Here is a 17,939-nt window from a genome sequence, read left to right as displayed (position 1 = left end):
TACCGGGTTCATCGGTCCCGCCTCGCGGTCAGCGCGGCCGGCACGGCCTCCACGGCCGTCACACAGCCTCCGCGCCAGGACGCCTCCCCGAAGACGAGGCTGTCCGGGCCACCCCGGCGCGCCACGCGCAGCGCTCGCAGTCCGGCCCGCTCCGCACCATTGAGCTCATCGCCGCCCCCGTCCCCGCAGTAGACACTGCTCTGAGCGGGGGCCCCGACCTGCTCCAACGCCCGTGCGTAGAGCCCGGGATCCGGCTTGATCGCACCTTCTTCGCAACTGAATATCGCCGTGGGAAAGTAGGGTGCCCACTGCGTCCTCCCCCAGCATTCGGCAATCTCCGGAGAGGCGTCGCTGAGCAGCGCCAGCCGGACTCCGCCCCGCTGGAGCGTGTCCAGCGCCAGGAGTACGGAGCGGTCTGCCCGCAACCGAGCCCTGGCCAGGCGTCGAAGAACCCCTTCCACGTCGCTCACGCGTGCGCTGGTCGCGCCACACCGTGTCACCAGATAGGCGGCGACTTGTCCGACCGACTGAAGTTGGCCGTCATGACGTGCACGCCAGCTGAAGCCCAGGACCGAGTCGACCATGGCAACGCCGACATCCATGGCGGCCGCGAACTCACCTACAGCGGAACGACGTTCGGCTTCGCTGGGCGCCGGTACGAGCGTGCCGAACAGATCGAAGATCACAGCTTCGCACCCGTACGCCGCAGCATGGGTGCGGTCAGTGCGGTCGTTGCTCGTACGAGGTGCGGTGGACACGACGCCTCCCAGTCATCACGTAAGCCGGACCGTCAACTCGGCGAAGATGAAGACGGGTTAATTGGGTTGCTGTGACCGTAGAGGCGTCCTGCGAGCGCACCCCGGAAAATCCTTCCGGGGTCGTCCGAGTCAGGACGGAGAGGATCTGGCCATGCGCGGAATCAGTGACACCTTGACCATCGGCGAGCGGGTCGCGTGGTACCGGCGACGGCGCGGCCTGTCCCAAGACGTACTGGCCGGGCTCGTGGGCAGGACCACGGACTGGCTGAGCAAAGCGGAGAACAACCGCATCGAGCTCGACCGGCTATCCGTCATTCAGGCCCTCGCCGATGCCCTCGGAGTGTCGGTCGGAGACTTGCTGGGTGAACCGACGCTCGTGGACTGGGGCGCCGACACTGGTCGGCGCGCCCTACCCGCCCTACGGGCCGCCCTCATGGACTACCGCATGCTTACCCCTTTATTCGCCCTCGGCTGGCAGGAGGGCGAGCCGATCGAGCTCGGGGAGCTTCGCCAAGACATAGCCGCCTCCATGGACGGCTACCAGTCCGCCCGGTACGGGTGGGTGGCCGACCGCCTCCCCGGTTTGCTGGCAAGCGCAGTCGCCGCCACCCGCTCCCATCAGGGCACAGGTCACGACGAGGCCCAACGCCTCCTGGCGCTCGCCTACCAGGCAACGGCCCAGGTCCTGGGGAAAGTAGGAGAGGCCGAGCTCGCCTGGATGGCTGCGGACCGCGGGTTGGCCGCCGCTCAGCAGAGCGGGGATCTCGCTGTGACCGGGTCGCTGCTGAGGTCGGTGATGCACTGTCTCAACTCAACCGGCCGGTTCGATGCGGCCCTGAACCTGCTGGAGGACGCCGAGACGCTGCTCCGGCCGATGGAGTCGGAATCCTCCCGGCAGCAGGTGTCCGTGTACGGCGCGCTGCACTTGGCCGGCGCGATGGCGGCAGCCCGCGCCGGAGACCGAAGTGCCGTACGCGACATCCTGAGCCGAGCCGATCAGGCCGCTCAGCGTCTCGGCACGGACGGCAATGAACTCTGGACCGCGTTCGGCCCCACCAATGTCGCCATCCACACGGTGGCCACCGCCGGCGAGCTGGGCGACCACCAGATCGCTGCCGACCTCGGCCGACGCGTGGACACCACTGGCCTCCCCGTCGAGCGGCAGGTACGCCACGACCTCGAAGTCGCCCGAGCCCTCGCCGCTCGCAACCGGGGAGACGAAGCCCTGGAGATACTGCTCCGGGCCGAGTCCATCGCACCCGAGCAGATCCGGCACCACACCATGAGCCGGGAGCTGGTTCTGCGCTGGATACGCAACTCCCGAGCTCGACCTGGCAGCAACCTCACCGCGCTCGCCCACCGGCTCCACGTCGTGACCTGAACAGCACCGGCTGCTCGGAGACGAATCGATAGGGTGCCCTGCATGGACCGCAGCGAATTCCTGGCAGGCAAGGCCACACCCCTCATGGCGGCCGGAGCACTGTTCTTCAACGAGGCCGGACACGTGCTACTGGTCGAGCCGACCTACAAGGACTATCGCGACATCCCAGGCGGGTACGTCGAGCAGGGGGAATCGCCGCTCCAGACGTGCGTCCGCGAGTTGCGCGAAGAACTCGACATCGCCCCGCCGATAGGCCGACTCCTCGCGATGGACTGGGCCCCGTCGGACACGGAGGGCGACAAGATCCTCTACCTGTTCGACGGCGGAGTGCTGGACCAAGCCGCACTGGATCGCATGATCTTCAAGGACGGCGAGATCAAGGCGGTCGCCTTCCACCCGGTCTCTGAGATCGCGAAACTGACCATCCCGCGCCTGGCCCGCCGGATCGAGCAGGCCGTCCGAGCGCGGGAGCGCGACGAGACGGTTTACCTGGAGCACGGGGCGTTCCCGGGAGCTGACAGCATCCAGTAGAGGCGCGTACACACTCCCTTGCGACCAGCCTCCGGCCTTTACATCGCTTGGCTGGCCACGGCGAGCATCCTCCTCGATTGTGTCCCGCCGGGGGCGCGGGATCAGGCGTTGCGTGCCCCCGGTACGACATCCTGGATGCGCGCGAGAAACTCATCCCGGACAGCGGCGACACCCGAGTCGGACAAGCAGCGCACCGTCGTCCTCGGCGATCTCGCAGCGGTTGAAGCTGCGGACAACCGCCCGGAGGCGGCATGCCGGTACGCCGTCCAAGCCCTCGACCAGCTCGCCATCACCTGGTACGCCACGGGTATGGACCGCATCCGCGAGGTCCGGCACACTCTCGCTCCGTGGCAGAACGAGCGGTGCGTACGGGACCTCGACGATCGTCTCTACAACTGGGGTACGACGATCAGCGCTCTTCAGCGTTGAACTTGGCGATCTTCTCCGGCAGCTCCGCGAGCGAGTCGATGCGCATCGTAGTGATCGAGTCCGCATCCGGATCACGCTGCTGAATCGTGCCCCACGGCCCGCGCCGAATCAGGGCCGTCAGAAGCCGCGCCTGAACGGCCGGGCGGATGTCGTTGTCGAGCCGGTCACCGACGTACAGGATCTCGCCCGGCTCGGCAGGCGTTGCCTCGATTACGTGCTCGAAGAACTTCACGTCCGGCTTCGACGCTCCCCAGTCGTCACTGGTGGCAATCAGGTCGGAGGGAAGGTCCAGCCCCCGCAGCAGGCCGCCGGCCCGCACGGTCTGATTCCCCGCGATGCCCACCCACAGCCCAACCTCCCGCAGTGCGGCCAGCGTGGGCCGCACGTCCGGATACAGATCATCCTCGCCGAACCATTCCGGCTTCCCGGCCGCCGCACGCTTCTCGCGCTCTTCGGTCAGGTCGAACTCCGGCCGGAACTCCTGAAACGTCTCGCGATAGTCGCGCCCCTGCGCGATGACCGCTCCGAACATTGCCGCGAAGGTATGCCGCGCAACACCGTTGCGTTTGCGTCTAGAGTCGCAGGTCAAGCCCTGGGGAATGGCGCAACGGGACGTCCTGATAGATCAGCTTGTGTCGAGCAAGAAGATCATCGGGCGTCCCGTTGCAGGAGAAGTCTGTCATCACGCGTACGGTCGAGGCGGCCGGGGGTGTGTACGCGCCGGGTCACTTGGGCGAGTTGACCCAGATCGTGGACTTCGTGCTGGTGGACGCGGTGATTGAGGAGACCGGGTCACGGGAGAGGCGACTGCGGCTGCTGCCGTCCCGGGTCGTGGTCTACTTCGTCCTCGCGCTGGCTCTGTTCGAGGACTGTTCCTATCGGGGTGTGTGGGGCAAGCTGACGGCGGGGCTGGAGGGACTGCCGTTGGTGCGTCCGGCGGTCTCCTCGCTGTCCAGGGCCCGGCGGCGGATAGGGGCGGCGCCGCTGCGGCGGCTGTTCGAGGTTCTCGCCGGACCCGTCGCCCATCTCGGGCAGGCCGGTTCGTTCTATCGAGGGCTTCGGACCGTGGCCGTGGACGGCACCTTGCTGCACGTACCGGATGAGGAGGCGCTCACCTGGCGCTATCCCAAACGAGCGGGCGAGAGTGTGGAGTTCGGCTACCCGCTGCTGCGACTCGTGGTCCTGGTCGAGTGTGGCACCCGTGCCGTGCTGGCCGCTGCGTTCGGCCCCGAGAGTGACGGCGAACTCACCTACGCGGGACGCCTGTTGAGTGTGCTGGACCGCACGATGCTCCTGCTGGCCGATGCCGGCTTCGATGCGAACGAGTTCGTCCGGGACGTCCAGGCCACCGGCGCCCAGTTCCTGGTGCGCTCCTCCGCCCGCCGGATACCCACCCCCTTCCGGCACCTGGGCGACGGCTCCTACCTGGCCCGGATCGGCTACGGCGTCCTGCCCGTCATGCTGACCGTCCGCGTCATCGAGGCGTCCGTCACCGTGACCCTGGCCGATGGCACCGTCCGCACCGAGCAGTGGCGCCTGCTCACCACTCTCCTCGACCCGGCCGCCCACCCAGCCGCCGGGCTCGTGGATCTCTACCACGAGCGGTGGCAGTCGGAGACGACGTATTTCTCGATCAAGGCAACGATGCTGGACGGCCGTGTCCTGCGCTCCCGCAGCCTGACCGGCCTCGACCAGGAGGTCTACGCCCTGCTCACCACCTACCAGGCCCTGATCCGCGCCGCCGCCGACACCGCCTGCACCCGGCCCGGCCTGGACATGGACCGCATCAGCTTCACCGTCCTGCAGACCACCGCCGCCGACACCGTCACCACCGCGACCGCAATCCTGCCCCCGGCGGGTCCCGCCGAGCTCATCGGCACCATCGGCCGGGCCGTCCTCGACGCTCTTCACCCCGCCCGCCACCGACACCGCGTCAAGGCCCGCACCCGCAAGAACCCCACCAGCAAGTACGGACCGAACGCCGGACAACACCCCACGACCAGCCAGCACTACACCGTCCACACCACCGTCACGTTCTTCGAACACGGGCTTGCGAACCGCTCACGGAGGTAAACGCAACGGTGTTGGTATGCCGCGGCACCCCCAGCCAGTCCGCCCAGGTCCCGTACTCCCGGGTCTCGTCAATAAGACACTCGCCCACGTCGAACACCACCGCACGAATCATGTTCCGCAGGTTAGTCTCCGGAGTGCCTGGGGCGCGGTCAGTTCGGCTGGCAGCTTCTCTTCCAGAACGCTGCTGATTGCAGGCCATGGGACCGCAGACCAGGGCGGTCAGGCCAGCTTCCCCGGACCCGAGTCGGATGCCAGCGGTTCGAACGCAACGATGGTCGCAGGATCAAGGCCACGGTCGACGCAAGGTTCCTGACCGGAAACGCCCTGATACGGACGTAACCAGCTCCGCGGGCTCGTGACCTCCCGAATATGACCGCAGTAGAGCCGCACCCGCCAGGTCATCTCCTCCACGGGAGGCCCCGGTTCACGGAGCAGCTCCATGACGGTCTCCAATTGTTCGTCACTCATGCGCGGGGCCTTGGCGACCTGCTCCGCGACCCACGCCGCGACACCCACGGCTTCTTGTTGTCGACGGTGATCCGCCCGAGACAATTGGTAGCGCTCCAAGGGGACCCCGCAGCACTCATGATCGGCGCTCATGTAGCGAGGCTACGGACCACGCGCAGTCGAACTCAGCCACGCTGCCCTCGACCACCCCTGAGGGTGACGAGCAGCCCTTCAGCCTCGGAGATGAACGCACGACCACGTCACAACGCCCTACGGCACTACCCGGCGCTTGCACGGTTGGACAGGCACGCGACAGCGAACATCAGTGCCTCTATCCGCAGCCAGTACGCCCCCTTCGCTTGCTGCGGAACGCCACGATGTCTTTGGAACAGCGGCCGAATACCCCGGCGCCGTGACCGCAAGACCAGCGGCCCTCCAGCGCTTCCCGGCCGGTCCGGACAAGACACCTGGAGGCTGCCATGGTCAGTGCCATCCCTCCGCTACCGGTGCGTCTCCCGCGCATGGCCGGCCGCCATGCGCGGGAGGCGCCTCCTGGTCCGTACACGCGCGTCTCGCCGCCGACCCTGAACGGTTCCGCATGATCTGCGAGGAACGCCCAACCCGACCGACCCTGAAGAGCCCTGGACTCAGGACGAAGCGCTGCGCGCACGGAATCTCATGCCCCTACACCCCAAACGCCCGAGGAGCGGATCGATAAGGTCAAACACATCCTGCGCGACACCGCCGAGTACGCGGAAGCGCTCGCTCGGCTGACGGAAGGGACCGAGGTGATCGACGCTGCAGTCGAGAACCCGCGCTTCTGACGCCAATCGCCAGCGCGGGAAGAAACTCGAGGAACAGGCCAACGAGGCCCGCGCGTTCGCAGGGCTGTCCGAACCCTCTCCGAGGGTCGAAAGGCCCATGGCCCCCTCCGCACAGCAACCTCCCGCCGGCGATTACCGGGAGGCCCCGTCAGCGGTTCTCAAGATCCTCGGAGTCGCAACCAGCTTCTGCGTGTCCATGGAGCGCACCGCCGTCTTACGCACCTGTGCACAGCTCGGACGAGCCGAGCGCCTCCAAAATGCAACTCACACGCCTCCCTCCAAAGCGGGAGTAGAGCGGGTTGAGCACATCGAAGCTGAGAGTGGCCGACAAAGCTGTTGACGACGCCAACGCATAGCTCATGGGATTTCAACGCGACTGCGTGTACGGTGGAGGTATGAAGGAATTGACTACCCCGGCTTCCGAATCACTGATCACCGGTGCAGAGATTGCCAGGCTGGCGGGGGTGACGCGTGCCGCTGTCTCCAACTGGAGACGGCGGTACAGCGACTTCCCGGCACCCGCCGACGGCGGAGCGAGCACGCCCCTCTTCTCGCTGGCCGAGGTCCGTTCCTGGCTGGCCAAGCAGCAGAAAGGCAACGACCTTTCGGACAATGTCCGCCTGTGGCAAGCGCTGCGGGGGGCCTTCGGCAACGACATAGTCGCGGGCATCGCGGGCGTTGCCCGCTTCCTCGCACACGATGACGCCTCCGCGCTGGATGACAGCCTTACTGAGCTGGCGGCGAGGCTGGCGGCCAAGGAGTCAGCCGCCGACACCATCGACCAGCTGGTCGAGCGTTTCCTGGACTCCTCGCGGCGTGCCGGTTCCGACCAAGTCACGTCGTCGCGGCTCGTCAAGGCCGTAGCCCACTTCGCGGGGCCACTACGCGACGACTTCGTCATTTTGGATCCGGCCTGCGGTATCGGGACGCTCCTCCTCTCCGTCGGACCGGCCGAAGGACCGGTGCGACGAGGCCAGGAGATCGATCCAGCAGCTGGAGAACTAGCCCAGGCGCGAGCCGAGCTCGCCGGATCGCGGGACACCGTCGTCGAGACCGGGGATTCCCTCCGCGAGGACCTCTGGCCTCAGCTGCGGGCCGACCTCGTCCTGTGCGACCCCCCTGCCGCCGGCCCCGACTGGGGTCGGGAGGAGCTGCTCCTCGACGCCCGTTGGGAACTGGGTACACCTTCCAAGGCGGAGGGGGATCTGGCCTGGCTGCAACACTGCTACGCCCACACGGCACCCGGTGGCCGCGCGCTCGTCGTTATGCCCGCTTCCGTGGCCCACCGCAAGGCCGGCAGACGCATCCGGGCCGAGATCGTCCGCCGAGGCATCCTGACGGATGTCGTCGCACTACCGCCCGGCATGGTGGCGACGCACGCTCAGCCGGTGCACCTGTGGACACTGCGCCGCCCAAGTGGTTCCTCCGGCAGTGCTGCTTCGGTTCGGATGGTGGACCTCACCGCCAATGCGCCCGATGGCCTCATGGAGCCGAGAGCCGAGCAGATCGTCGACGTACCGCTGATCGATCTCCTCAACGACTCCGTCGACCTCACGCCGAGCACCCATGTGAGCGCTTCACGAGAGGACTTCCCCGCCGAGTACCGGGCCCTGCAGGGGAGCATCGAAGTGCGGCTCAAGCAGTTGACCGCTTTGCTGCCCACGCTTGTCGCGGGCGAAGGACCCGGGACCCTGGACGGCGCGACCATCAGTCTGGCCGATCTCTCCCGCGCCGGGCTCGTCGACATCGCCGAGACTGAACCAACGTCCACCAGCGATCAGTTGGACACCGAGTATCTACAAGGGTTCTTGCGTAGCACGTCTAACAACCGTCGCTCGACGAGCAGCAGTGGCTCCTATCGACTCGATGTCAAAGGGGCGCGCATCCCGCAGATGGCCGTGGAGGCACAACGCCGTTATGGTGCCGCCTTCCACGCGCTCAAAGAATTCGAGAAACACATCGGCGAAGTGGCCCGACTGGCAGAGCAAGCCAGCGCTCTTGCCCGTGACGGCCTCACCAACGGGGCCCTTCTGCCTCCTGGGGTAGATGATTGAGGGGCCCCTCGGCCTACCGCGTCGTAACCGTGCCTTCGGCCATCGAGTGAGCAATGTCCGCGATCGCAGCTAGCAGCGCTTGTGGCGGCTGATCCAGGGCCAGAGCATGCTGGTGGATGCGGATTCCCGCATGCCGCACCCGGTGCGTCGCGCTCGGCTCGTAGCCTCTCGCATAGACGAGGTGGCCGTCGGAGAGGCCGAGCGCCGTGCAGTAGGCAAGCATCTGATAGAGATCCGCGTCCGGGAACCCTTCGGGCTTCTCCGCCTTATATTTGGCGTCCGCGACGGCTCGTGGGCCCCCGTGGTCCCCGTACCAGACCAGATCCGGACGCATCCGAACTGCACCAGCCTCGTCGAGGTATACGCCCCGCGCCTGTAGGGCGCTGCGCCCACCATATTCCGCCAGCGCCTCGCGAAGAGCGGTGCAGACGAAGTCCTCAAAGATCTTGTGCGTGTCGAAGAGGTACCCGTCGATGGTGATCCGGCCGTCCAGGTGCTCGACGGACAAGCCACGCAGCACCTTCTCGGCCAGCCGTAGCGCCGGCTGGTAGCGGAGGTTGAGCCGGCTCGCCCTCCACTGCGGCAGATCACGGCTGCCGGGGATCAACGACTGCGCCTCCAGCAACCGACCACGGTGGTGGCGCAGCCGACGGCGTACGCTGTCGGGCACCCTGGGCAGGGTCAGCAGCCGCTCCGTGGCAGCGCGCAGCAGCCGATTCTCCGCGATGTCGGTGCCGTAGTCGTCGTAGGCGACCTCGACCGGGAATGGCCGCCCATGGTGCCGCCGGACCTGATCCGCCTCCCTGATACGTCCGCGAACAACCGGCGCGGCCTCTTCCGTGTGCCGGTATCCCTGCAGCACTCCCTGCCGCAGGGCACGTTCGAGAGATCTCTCGAATCCCTGCGCCAGCGCGGGAAGCAGCTCGTCCTGCACGGCAATGCTCACCTCCCCGTCCCGGTGGATGTGGGGGTTGGATGCGTAGCCGATGAGGAAGAACAGCCGCGCCACCGGCACCTTGGGGGCGATGCGGAGAGTGACGGGATCGTGCGCCGGTGACCTCAGGGTCACTGCGCCAACCTTGCCGCCGGCGCGTAGCCGCCAGCAGCCCGACCTATAGGGATCGGGGGTGGCCTCGACGATCCTGGAGGCAGCGAGCGAACGCCCGACTTCGTCCGGAAGAGGCACGGTGACGGGTGGTCCGTACTCGGTCAACTCAACGGTCTTCACGACGAGGACGCGTACGATTCGCCGTCGCCGATCGACCGGGCCAGGGCGTCGAGGCCGTACCGCTTCTCGATGTCGAAGGACTCCCCGTAGTGATGCTCCTCCAGCAGCGGCAGGATCTTGGTCCGCCAAGTGCGTTCCAGACCGCCCTGCCGGTGCACCCCCTTCTTCATCAGGTAGGAGGGGCCGATACGGAAGTCCGCCTCTTCGATACGGGAGTTGAGCGCGTCCAGAAGGTCCGCCGCCCGGGTGTCGAACCCCTCCCGGTCGAGCCAGCGCCGTAGCAGGCCACTGGTGGGCTCGGTGCGGGGTGACAGCTCGACGAAAGCGAAGCGCCTGCGCATCGCCGCGTCCACCAGGGCGATCGACCGGTCGGCGGTGTTCATCGTGCCGATGACGAAGAGGTTCGGCGGGAGCGCGAAGTCGTCGCCCGAGTATGTGAGTCGGACCGACTTGTTGCGGTACTCCAGGAGGAAGTACAGCTCGCCGAAGACCTTGGCCAGGTTGGCCCGGTTGATCTCGTCGATGATCAGGAAGTGCGGGATGTGCCGGTTGCCCTCGCGGGACGCCAGGTCGGCGAGTTCGCGCAGCGGGCCGGCGGTGAGGCGAAAGGCGACTTCCCTGGTGTCCGGGTCCTCGCGAGGGCGGAACCCCTCGAAGAAGTCCTCGTAGGCGTAAGAGGGGTGGAACTGAACGAGCTTCACCTGCTCGGGCCCACCGCCGAGGTATTCCGCCAGTTTGAGGGCCATGTACGTCTTGCCGGTTCCGGGCGGGCCATAGAGGATCACCTGCCGTTCGTCCCACAGCAGGTCGCGGATCTCCCGCAGCCAGGCCACGTCGTGCACCAGCAGCTCGTCGGCGAGGTGCTGTTCCGGCACGGGGAGTTCCAGCTCTCGGCGGGCCGTGAGGGCGGGTGTCGTGCCGCTGGGGTCGTGCTCTATCGCGTCGGCCTCGTCGGCCAGCTCCTCGTCGGAGAGGCCGAGCCCCTCGATGAGCGGCTGGACCGTGGTGAGGTCCACGACGTCGTGCTGGACGGACAGCCGCTGCTGGATCTCCTCGGGCAGCACGTCGTACGGGTGGCCGGTGCTCTGCCACTCGACGGGCCGCCGCAGATTGGACCTGCCGTTGTCGGAGACGGTCTGCTCGGCGGGGCCGGTGACCTCACCGACGTAGAACCGTCCGCCGGAGAGTGTGCACACGGTGTCGCCGGGCTTCATCCGGGACAGGAACGCGTGCAGCTCCTCGACGAGTTCCAGCTTCTGGTTGTACGTGGCCGTGGCGCCCCAGTCCTCCTCGACAACAGAGCGCAGGCGCTCCTTGCTGGCCCCCTGGCCGATCCCCTGGCGCAGGCGAGGGGCGGCGAGAGAGACCCGCTCCTCGGGAAGCCACAGCTTCTGGACGAGATCGGCCCCGGATACGTTGGAGCCCCGTACGAGCCAGGCCCTGGCAGGGCCCGACCAGACCCCCTCCATGAAGTCCGAGAGCGGCGCCCCCGCTTCCGTTTTCCAGTCGACCCAGCCGTTGCGCGGCGCCCCGACCAGCACGCCCGCGGCGAAGGACGGGGACCCGCAGTCGGCGTCCTGGGCCAGCTCCAGCCACCCGGGCCAGCGGGTGGACGGGCACAGCACACCCGTCTTCTTCATCACCTCCCGCACCCTGGCCGTGCCGGAGAAGTGTTTGGAGAAGGACGGCATCTCGCGGTCCCGGGCGGGCGAGCCTGCCAGGATGCGGAACTTCCGGCTTCCGTTGGTCCCCACCTCGTCGAGCAATACGCCTCGTGCCCGATCGACCCCGCTCGCCCCCGGCAGTCGCAGCAGGAACTGCGGCGGCTCCCCCGAGCCGGGAGTCCCGCCTTCGGTCTCGGTCATGTCCGCTCCCCCATTCCGGGCGGCACAGGCATTGCCACCTTTCCCAATAAACCTATTTTTGCGAGTAGTTAAGCGCATAATCTCCCGCCAGGGGAGCGCGGTGTGCCACCCCACGGGCGGAGGGACACAGTCGCCGCCGTGACCATCATGGATCAGCTCACATTGCGACGGGACGGCACGACGCCGAAGGACTACGCGGCCACATGTTCCGGTGCACAGTCCAGGGGTTCGGCAGGGGTGTGGCTAGTGCAGTTGACCGGCCGGCCCGGTCTGACGATCCACGACACACGGTGGGACAACGGGGAGCGTGATCTCGTCCTGTATCAACCCGCCGTCGTGCCGGAGATGCCTGCTCCGCTGTCCAATCTGCACAACCGGCGGCGTGCCGGTATCCATAAGTCGGGGTTGCGTGACGGCGAGCTGCGGATCATGGGTTGGGTCGCTGCCCCCGGTGACCGCCCAAGCTTCAAGAAGACGTTCACCACTGCCGACTTCGTCGACTTGTGCGGTCTCGACGATCTGCGTGAGTTGACCGCTCGCCCCAGGGTGGTGCTCGACGTGGCCTTCGAGCGGCCGGTCCTGCTGCTCATCGAACTGGACGAGCCGCAGGACACGGATTCCGTTCAGCACGCTCTCTTCTTCCCGCAGGACGATGACGAAACGCCGGTCGTGTTCTTCCTGCTCAGTCGGGTTGCGCCGACACTGCGTCATATCGGCTGGCTGCCGGATCTCGTCCGGTCGTAGCCGTAGACCAATGCCGGGAAGCTTGGCTTGATCATCTCGTGTGGCTGTCGGGCTCCGCGGTGGTCGGCGGGGTTGTGTCGAGTGGGATGATTTCGATCCCGTATCCGGTGATTTTTGTGCTGCGGCTGGCCGGCCCGGCGGGTTTCGAGGGGAAGATGGAGCTGGGGCGTTTCACGGTCCGGGGGCAGACCCGCAGGCGTCGCTCGGCCGATCGCAGGTTCGCCAGCAGCGACGTGGTCATCTCGGCGAGGTGGGTGCCGATCCGCGCCGTGGTGCGGATCACGGTGTCCCGGGCGACGGTCAGGGCGACAGTGAAGGAGAGCCGGTCGGCATCGAGCCCGTGGCCGGCGGCGGTGGAACTGATCGTGCGGCGGATCGCCTGGTGGGTGACGAGATACGCCCAGATCTCCTGGTTGACCAGCGCGGGTGTCTTCGATCTCAGGACGGCGCGTGCCCCGCGCTGAGTGATCTTCAAGTCCCGGAATTCGAGCTCGGATTCCCACCGCTGGGAATACAGTGCGGCCAGTTCACCGGCGGGGAAGGCCGCAGGGTCGAGCAAGGTGGTGATGAGCCGGTAGGGCTCATGGCGTCGTGACCCGTCGGCGGCCTCGATGACGACCACCATCTCGATCACCCGGATCCGTACCGACCGGGGCCGCCCCGCCAGGGCTTTCGTGATGTTCTTGTGCGCGTGCCGGGTCGCGAGCCAGGAGCCGTCGGGCAGGACCTCGTCGGGGACCAGCCGCACCGCCGCCGAGATCCGCCACAACAGATCCGCCCCGCCGGCGGCGGCATCGACCCACAGCAGCCAGCCCGGGAATCCCCGGTCGGCCAGGACCAGCATCCCGGGGCGCATCCGGTCCAGCAGGCGCCGTGTCAGGTCCTGCTCACAGACCCGGCGGATGTCGAACGCCACCCCGAGCAGCGCCCGGGTCCCGCACTCGATCAGCGCGACCAGGCGGACCTGGGGGAACGCGGCGATCCGCCGCTGATTGCGGGTCCGGCCGAACACCGCGTTCACCGCGGTGTTCGGCGACCTCGAGAAACGTGCCGTCCACCGAGGCCAGCCGAAGCCCCCGCCAGAACACCCCCGGCATCGCGACCGTGCCGACCGGCCCGGCGATCCGCTCGAACAGTAACCGGAACGGCTCCGGGCCCAGCGTGACGCGGCGCTGCCGCAGCGCCGAGGAGGAGACCAGCTGGCCCCGCGCGGCCAGCCGCGCCGTCCCACCGGCCAGCTTCGACAGCACCGACCGGTAGCCGTCTCTCGGGAACAGCGTCAACGCGAGCACGAAGAACACACACGTCACCGCGCAGAGTTTGCCGTCACTACGCCGGTCCCCGCGGCCGGAAGCCGCCAGCACATCCGTGACCATCCGCCGTGTCACAACCTGGCGCAACACACCCAGCTGCCCCGTCTGTCCCGCGCTCGCACGCGACGACCCCTCTATGCCAGACTCCCCAGACAACGAAGCTCCTGTTCCGAACAAGTCGATCGTGGTAGATCGCTCGTTCTACAGGAGCTTCGCTGCATCCAGCGCCCGCACACGAGATGATCAAGCCAAGCTTCCCGGCATTGAGCCGTAGACGACGCGGACGGCTCCTTATACGTTCACGGGCTGCCGACGACCGGAGGTTCGGCCCGCCGTCCCTGCGGCGGGCAGGGCTTCGGTACGGGGCGGCCCGCCCGCAGGTCCCCCGCCGGGAACACGGCGGGAGTCGCGGTCAGTGCCGTGGTCCGGCCGGCCGGGGGAACCGGAGCCGGGATGACCACGGCCGCCGTGGCCGTGGGCGCCCCGTCGAGTCCGTCCAGCAGGGCGTTCACCTCCAGCAGACGCGCCTGGATCTCGGCGGGCATGGGAGGCAGATCGGGTACGCGGTGGTGGCAGACAGCACTGAGCGCGGACCAGGTGAGGCGCCAGCGCCGGGCGGTCCCCCGGTCCGTGTACGCCTCCAGGCACAACATGCGGTGCTTGGCGGTGCGCGTCATGGCAGGGGTCACACCTTTCCAGAAGTCGTCCAGCCGCTGGTCGAGAGCGAGACGCAACAGCATGGCGGCGGCGCGGGCCCGTGTCCCGGGGCTGAGCGATTCCGCCGTGCCCGCCGGAGGCCGCAGCAGGGCTTCGGCGGAGGAGACGAGCTCGCGGGCGTTGTCCGTCATCGGGCACCACCCTGCGACATGCCCGTTCCGCGGCCGCGCCGGATCGCCGTGGCCAGCCTCTCCGTACGCGCCACGAGCTGCTTGCGGTCGTCCACGGTCGGCAGTCCCGGGTGGTGGGAGCTCGCGTTGAGCTCGTTGATCAGCGCCCATCCCCCGGCGTACAGGCTCTCGACGACCGGCTGCGACTCTCCGGAGGAATCTCCGAGCAAGGCCAGGGCCACGAACTCCTTGGTCCGTTCCAGCGGGGCGATACGCTCCTCGATCTCCGCGAGGCCAAGGCCGTGATCGTCCCGCAGCGTCCGGCGTGCGGCCTCCGTGCAGGCGATTTCAAGGGCGAGCCGGCACATGGCCGGGATCACCCGGTCGGCGACGCGCTGGGGCAGATGCTGGTCGTAGGAGACGTCACGTGCCTCCCCGAACGCCTGCTTGGCGGGATCGCTCCGCTTCTCGACGGTGACGACCGAGTCATTCTCGCGGGAGATGTGGAGGATCGTCGCCTCGATGCCGAGGTGGGCGATGGCCTGCTCCAGGCGGGTGTCGTGGGTGAAGACGACCACCTGCCGGTGGCGGGCGCAGTCGTTCAGGACGGCGGCCAGCCCTTCCACCTTCTGCGTGTCCATCGACTGCACCGGGTCGTCGATGACGAGGAAGCCGAACGGGCTGTCGTCGTGCGTCGCGCGCGGGATGAACAGCGACAGGGCGAGCGAGTGCAGTTCGCCCTGGCTCATCACGCTGTACGCGGGTGCCTCCTGGTCGTCCACGGAGACACCGAGCTGTACGCTCCCCCGCGCGGCCGTGCCCTTCAGCGCGATGGACCCGAGCGACACGCTGCTGCTTTCGCAGAGCTTGTTCCACACGTCCTGCGACTGCTTCTCGAACTTCGCCATCCGTTCTTTCCTCAGCTCGTCCGTCTGTGTCCTGAGCCAGGAACGGGCCGCTTCGGCCTCCTTGCGCCGGTCCTTCGCCTCCGCGGCCTTCTCCGTCGCGTCGAGCCACTCGGCGAGCCGAACGGCTGCGGGCCGCCAGGCGGTGTTGCGGTCGGTGAGCTTGCGGGCGGCCTCCTCGCCGACCTGTCGGCAGGCCGCGTCCAGCGTCGGGGCGACGCGTTCGACGCGGTTCGCCAGCTCGTCGGGGTCGGTCAGGCTGCGGCACAGGGCCCATTCGCGCCAGAGGCCCGCCAGTTCCGACTCCTCGTCGCGCAGCAGGTCGGGGACCGGCTGCACCAGGTCGAGAACCGCACGCCGCGCGCCACCGAGCGTCCGCCGGGCCGCTTCGGCCCCGGCCGCCTCCGACTGAAGCCGCTCGATCTGCGCCCGTGCGCCGTCCGCCCAGGCCCGGTCCAGACGGTCCGCGGCGCCGCAGACGGGGCACTCGGCGCCCTGGGAGCGGCGGCGGTGTTCGAGGGCGCTCTCCAGAAGCCCGGCGAGGCGCCGTGCATCCTCGGCGTTGGAGTGCCGTGCGTCTTCGGCTGCGGCAGCGGCCTCCCGCAGCCGCGCCAGCGCCCCGGAGACCTCCCGCTCGTCGGGGCCGGACAGGGAGGCGAGCGCCCGGAGGCGGACGTCCGCACCGGAGGCGGTGACCACGTCGCGGTCCAGCAGGGCGCGGACGGCGGCCGCATCGGAGGTACCTCCGCCGAGTGCCCGAGCAGCCTCGACGGCACGCTGGTCGTCGAGTCCGGCAAGAGCATCGGTGGCCGCGGTCTTCAGGTCGCGGGGCCGGGTCTCGACGTCCTTGCACGCCTTGACGCGGGCCGCGAGCAGGTCGTCGATGTCGCCGAGCTGGCCGAGCCCGACGAACCGGGCCAGGGTGTTGTGCAGGGCGCTGAGCGTCCCGTCAACCATCGAGCCCAGCTCGCTGTACGGCAGGAACGGGCGGTAGAGGGAGAGCGTCGAGGCGTCGATGCTCTCCTCCAGCTTCTGCTCAGTACCGTCCGCCCGCTCCACCGTCGTGCGCGCCTCGTCCACCTTCGCGCCGTACCACGTGCGGCGCACGGTGACCGGGTCGCCGGTGTCGTCCAGGGTGAGTCCCACGGAGACGGCCGGGACCGTGGAGTCGTGCAGGTTGCGCCAGCCTTCCTTCCACACCGCCGTACGGGCCTTGCCGTTGCTGCCGTCCCAGCGAGCGTTGAGTCCCGTCAGCGCCATCTCGGCGGCTTCCGCGAAGCTCGACTTGCCGGTGCCGTTGCTCCCCGCGACGACGGTCAGCCCGGGGCCGGGCGGCAGGTAGAGCGTGGTCTCGGGACCGACCCCCCGCCAGCCCGCCGCAGTGATGGAGCGCAGGTACACGGGCCCGGCGCGTCCGGTCTTCTCCGGGATCGTCCCGGGAAGCATCCCGCGCAGCAGGGCGGCTGCCCCGGGGGCCAGTTCGGACGCGCTGAGGCGGTCGTTGAGCAGCTGATACAGAGGTGTGTCGTCGGTCATGGCGGTGCTCCTTGCACGATCGGGCGGTGAGCGCGACCTGAGAGCCACGCCGTTCACCCTTGGATCATCCATCCAGTACGTTGGCGTTGTCAACAGATATTTTCCATATCCACTAACTCGAATACGTGTACGGTGTTTTCGTGTGCGCACGGGCTACCGGTCTGCCCGCGGAACCGGTGGACACAGCTCGACCGAAGCGACCTACAACGAGAGGGGCCAAGAAGTGCAGCTGACCGGACCGAACAGGACGCAAGACCTCGCCGGCGACGAACGGCATGGGGAGCAGCCCGAGTTGGAGCAGGATCCGCTGGAGGCAGCGCGTACACACGTTCACGCCCTGCTCCACCACACCCGCATGCTGGCGGGTGAGCCCGGCGATGTCCTGGACCTGGCGCTGCGGACGGCGCAGCGCGCCTTCGAGGAGATCGGCGCGTGCAACACGCGGCTCGACATGGCTTCGGAGCGCGGGAAAGCCATCGCGCGTGAACTCGAAGACCGCCTCACCGAAGGGGACTCGGCCGCCGTACCCGCCCTCCTCGACGAACTCGACCACCTTGCGGCCGGGGTCGCGGCTTCCGAGACGGAACGGCGGGTCGTGCTGCGCATCCTGGGCACGGAGGAGTCCGGGGAAGAGGACGCGCGGACGCCGCCGGACGTCCACGACCCCGTGCCCGTGCTTGCGGCGGCCGACCTCCCCCGGATCCCCTCCCTGTACGACGCTGAGCAGCCCGGTTACGGCTCGCTGACGGAGATGATGGCCGTACGGGAACGGACCGCCGCCCAGCGCACCGACGCGCACGCCCGCCGCTCGGCCGTCGTCACCGAGCACATGACGGAGATCGTCACGCGGCTGGCCGACGTCTCGTTCTCCGACCCGGGACTGAACGAAGAAGCGATCGCCGAGCTGCGCCGCGCCCACGCGCTGTGGCTCGCCTGTACGGACGAGCGGCGGCGGGACAACAGCTGATCCCGTCGGCCGCTGCCCGCCCTCGACCGACGGGTGTTTCGGTGGCGCCTCCGAACA

Annotated in this window: 14 protein-coding genes and 4 pseudogenes; 8 read left to right on the top strand and 10 right to left on the bottom strand. The window is 68.3% G+C overall.

Features of this window, described 5'->3' with window-relative positions; all coding sequences use genetic code 11:
- Positions 1-8 precede the first annotated feature (8 nt).
- Positions 9-758: an HAD family hydrolase gene (locus tag ACLLJJ_RS19610; protein WP_434593146.1), complete on the bottom strand. Its 750-nt coding sequence runs from the start codon at positions 756-758 to the stop codon at positions 9-11.
- 151 nt (positions 759-909) lie between these two features.
- Between ACLLJJ_RS19610 and ACLLJJ_RS19605 the strand changes: the two genes are divergently transcribed.
- The 3 genes and pseudogenes from ACLLJJ_RS19605 to ACLLJJ_RS19595 form a co-directional block, all read left to right on the top strand.
- Positions 910-2,139, top strand: coding sequence for a helix-turn-helix domain-containing protein (locus ACLLJJ_RS19605; protein ID WP_434593143.1), 1,230 nt, complete (start codon positions 910-912; stop codon positions 2,137-2,139).
- 42 nt (positions 2,140-2,181) lie between these two features.
- Positions 2,182-2,670, top strand: a complete 489-nt coding sequence (locus tag ACLLJJ_RS19600; protein WP_434593141.1) for an NUDIX domain-containing protein — start codon at positions 2,182-2,184, stop codon at positions 2,668-2,670.
- 177 nt (positions 2,671-2,847) lie between these two features.
- Positions 2,848-3,099, top strand: a pseudogene (locus ACLLJJ_RS19595) (transcriptional regulator); the annotation flags it as partial.
- Here the strand turns inward: ACLLJJ_RS19595 and ACLLJJ_RS19590 are convergent.
- Positions 3,080-3,658, bottom strand: a pseudogene (locus tag ACLLJJ_RS19590) (HAD family hydrolase); the annotation flags it as partial. The pseudogenes ACLLJJ_RS19595 and ACLLJJ_RS19590 overlap by 20 nt on opposite strands.
- 152 nt (positions 3,659-3,810) lie before the next feature.
- Between ACLLJJ_RS19590 and ACLLJJ_RS19585 the strand changes: the two are divergent.
- On the top strand, positions 3,811-5,172 hold the full coding sequence (locus tag ACLLJJ_RS19585) for an IS4 family transposase (RefSeq protein ID WP_434600465.1): 1,362 nt from the start codon (positions 3,811-3,813) through the stop codon (positions 5,170-5,172).
- Here the strand turns inward: ACLLJJ_RS19585 and ACLLJJ_RS19580 are convergent.
- Together ACLLJJ_RS19580 and ACLLJJ_RS19575 are read right to left on the bottom strand one after the other, a co-directional pair.
- Positions 5,162-5,284: pseudogene (locus ACLLJJ_RS19580) on the bottom strand (haloacid dehalogenase); the annotation flags it as partial. The gene ACLLJJ_RS19585 and the pseudogene ACLLJJ_RS19580 sit on opposite strands and share 11 nt — an antisense overlap.
- Positions 5,285-5,391: 107 nt before the next feature.
- The gene (locus tag ACLLJJ_RS19575) at positions 5,392-5,772 is read right to left on the bottom strand and encodes a hypothetical protein (protein WP_434593138.1); all 381 of its coding nucleotides are present in this window, start codon (positions 5,770-5,772) and stop codon (positions 5,392-5,394) included.
- A 1,066-nt stretch (positions 5,773-6,838) separates the two neighbouring features.
- On the opposite strand from ACLLJJ_RS19575, the gene ACLLJJ_RS19570 reads away from it, so the two are divergent.
- Positions 6,839-8,497 carry an N-6 DNA methylase gene (locus ACLLJJ_RS19570; protein ID WP_434600464.1) on the top strand — a complete coding sequence of 553 codons (1,659 nt, stop codon included), beginning with the start codon at positions 6,839-6,841 and terminating at the stop codon, positions 8,495-8,497.
- Positions 8,498-8,510: 13 nt separating this feature from the next.
- On the opposite strand, the gene ACLLJJ_RS19565 is transcribed toward ACLLJJ_RS19570, so the two are convergent.
- Positions 8,511-9,725 carry an McrC family protein gene (locus ACLLJJ_RS19565; protein ID WP_434593135.1) on the bottom strand — a complete coding sequence of 405 codons (1,215 nt, stop codon included), beginning with the start codon at positions 9,723-9,725 and terminating at the stop codon, positions 8,511-8,513.
- Positions 9,722-11,590 (bottom strand): DUF4357 domain-containing protein, encoded by a 1,869-nt coding sequence (locus tag ACLLJJ_RS19560; RefSeq protein ID WP_434593132.1) that lies wholly within the window; start codon positions 11,588-11,590, stop codon positions 9,722-9,724. Before ACLLJJ_RS19560 ends, ACLLJJ_RS19565 begins: the two co-directional genes overlap by 4 nt.
- 147 nt (positions 11,591-11,737) lie before the next feature.
- On the opposite strand from ACLLJJ_RS19560, the gene ACLLJJ_RS19555 reads away from it, so the two are divergent.
- A complete protein-coding gene (locus ACLLJJ_RS19555) occupies positions 11,738-12,334 on the top strand; it encodes a hypothetical protein (protein WP_434600463.1) in 597 nt (198 codons plus the stop codon).
- A 31-nt stretch (positions 12,335-12,365) separates the two neighbouring features.
- On the opposite strand, the gene ACLLJJ_RS19550 is transcribed toward ACLLJJ_RS19555, so the two are convergent.
- Positions 12,366-13,355, bottom strand: a complete 990-nt coding sequence (locus tag ACLLJJ_RS19550; protein WP_434593129.1) for an IS4 family transposase — start codon at positions 13,353-13,355, stop codon at positions 12,366-12,368.
- A gap of 26 nt (positions 13,356-13,381) precedes the next feature.
- Here ACLLJJ_RS19550 and ACLLJJ_RS19545 point away from each other — a divergent pair, with 26 nt between their 5' ends.
- Positions 13,382-13,594 carry a hypothetical protein gene (locus ACLLJJ_RS19545; protein ID WP_434600694.1) on the top strand — a complete coding sequence of 71 codons (213 nt, stop codon included), beginning with the start codon at positions 13,382-13,384 and terminating at the stop codon, positions 13,592-13,594.
- Here the strand turns inward: ACLLJJ_RS19545 and ACLLJJ_RS19540 are convergent.
- The 3 genes and pseudogenes from ACLLJJ_RS19540 to ACLLJJ_RS19530 all read right to left on the bottom strand — a co-directional run.
- Positions 13,522-13,710 (bottom strand): annotated as a pseudogene (locus ACLLJJ_RS19540) (transposase domain-containing protein); the annotation flags it as partial. The gene ACLLJJ_RS19545 and the pseudogene ACLLJJ_RS19540 overlap by 73 nt on opposite strands.
- Before the next feature lie 236 nt (positions 13,711-13,946).
- Positions 13,947-14,495 (bottom strand): hypothetical protein, encoded by a 549-nt coding sequence (locus ACLLJJ_RS19535; RefSeq protein WP_434593126.1) that lies wholly within the window; start codon positions 14,493-14,495, stop codon positions 13,947-13,949.
- Positions 14,492-16,915: an AAA family ATPase gene (locus tag ACLLJJ_RS19530; protein WP_434593124.1), complete on the bottom strand. Its 2,424-nt coding sequence runs from the start codon at positions 16,913-16,915 to the stop codon at positions 14,492-14,494. The genes ACLLJJ_RS19535 and ACLLJJ_RS19530 overlap by 4 nt, the downstream gene beginning before the upstream one ends.
- 223 nt (positions 16,916-17,138) lie before the next feature.
- Between ACLLJJ_RS19530 and ACLLJJ_RS19525 the strand changes: the two genes are divergently transcribed.
- Positions 17,139-17,882 carry a hypothetical protein gene (locus tag ACLLJJ_RS19525; protein ID WP_434593121.1) on the top strand — a complete coding sequence of 248 codons (744 nt, stop codon included), beginning with the start codon at positions 17,139-17,141 and terminating at the stop codon, positions 17,880-17,882.
- The last annotated feature ends 57 nt before the right edge of the window (positions 17,883-17,939 follow it).

Origin of the sequence: Streptomyces sp. A5-4 (assembly GCF_051131715.1) — a bacterium.
Classification (GTDB): Bacteria; Actinomycetota; Actinomycetes; order Streptomycetales; family Streptomycetaceae; genus Streptomyces.
The sequence above is the reverse complement of the archived record's forward strand: the minus strand, read 5'-3'. Positions and strand labels throughout refer to the sequence as shown.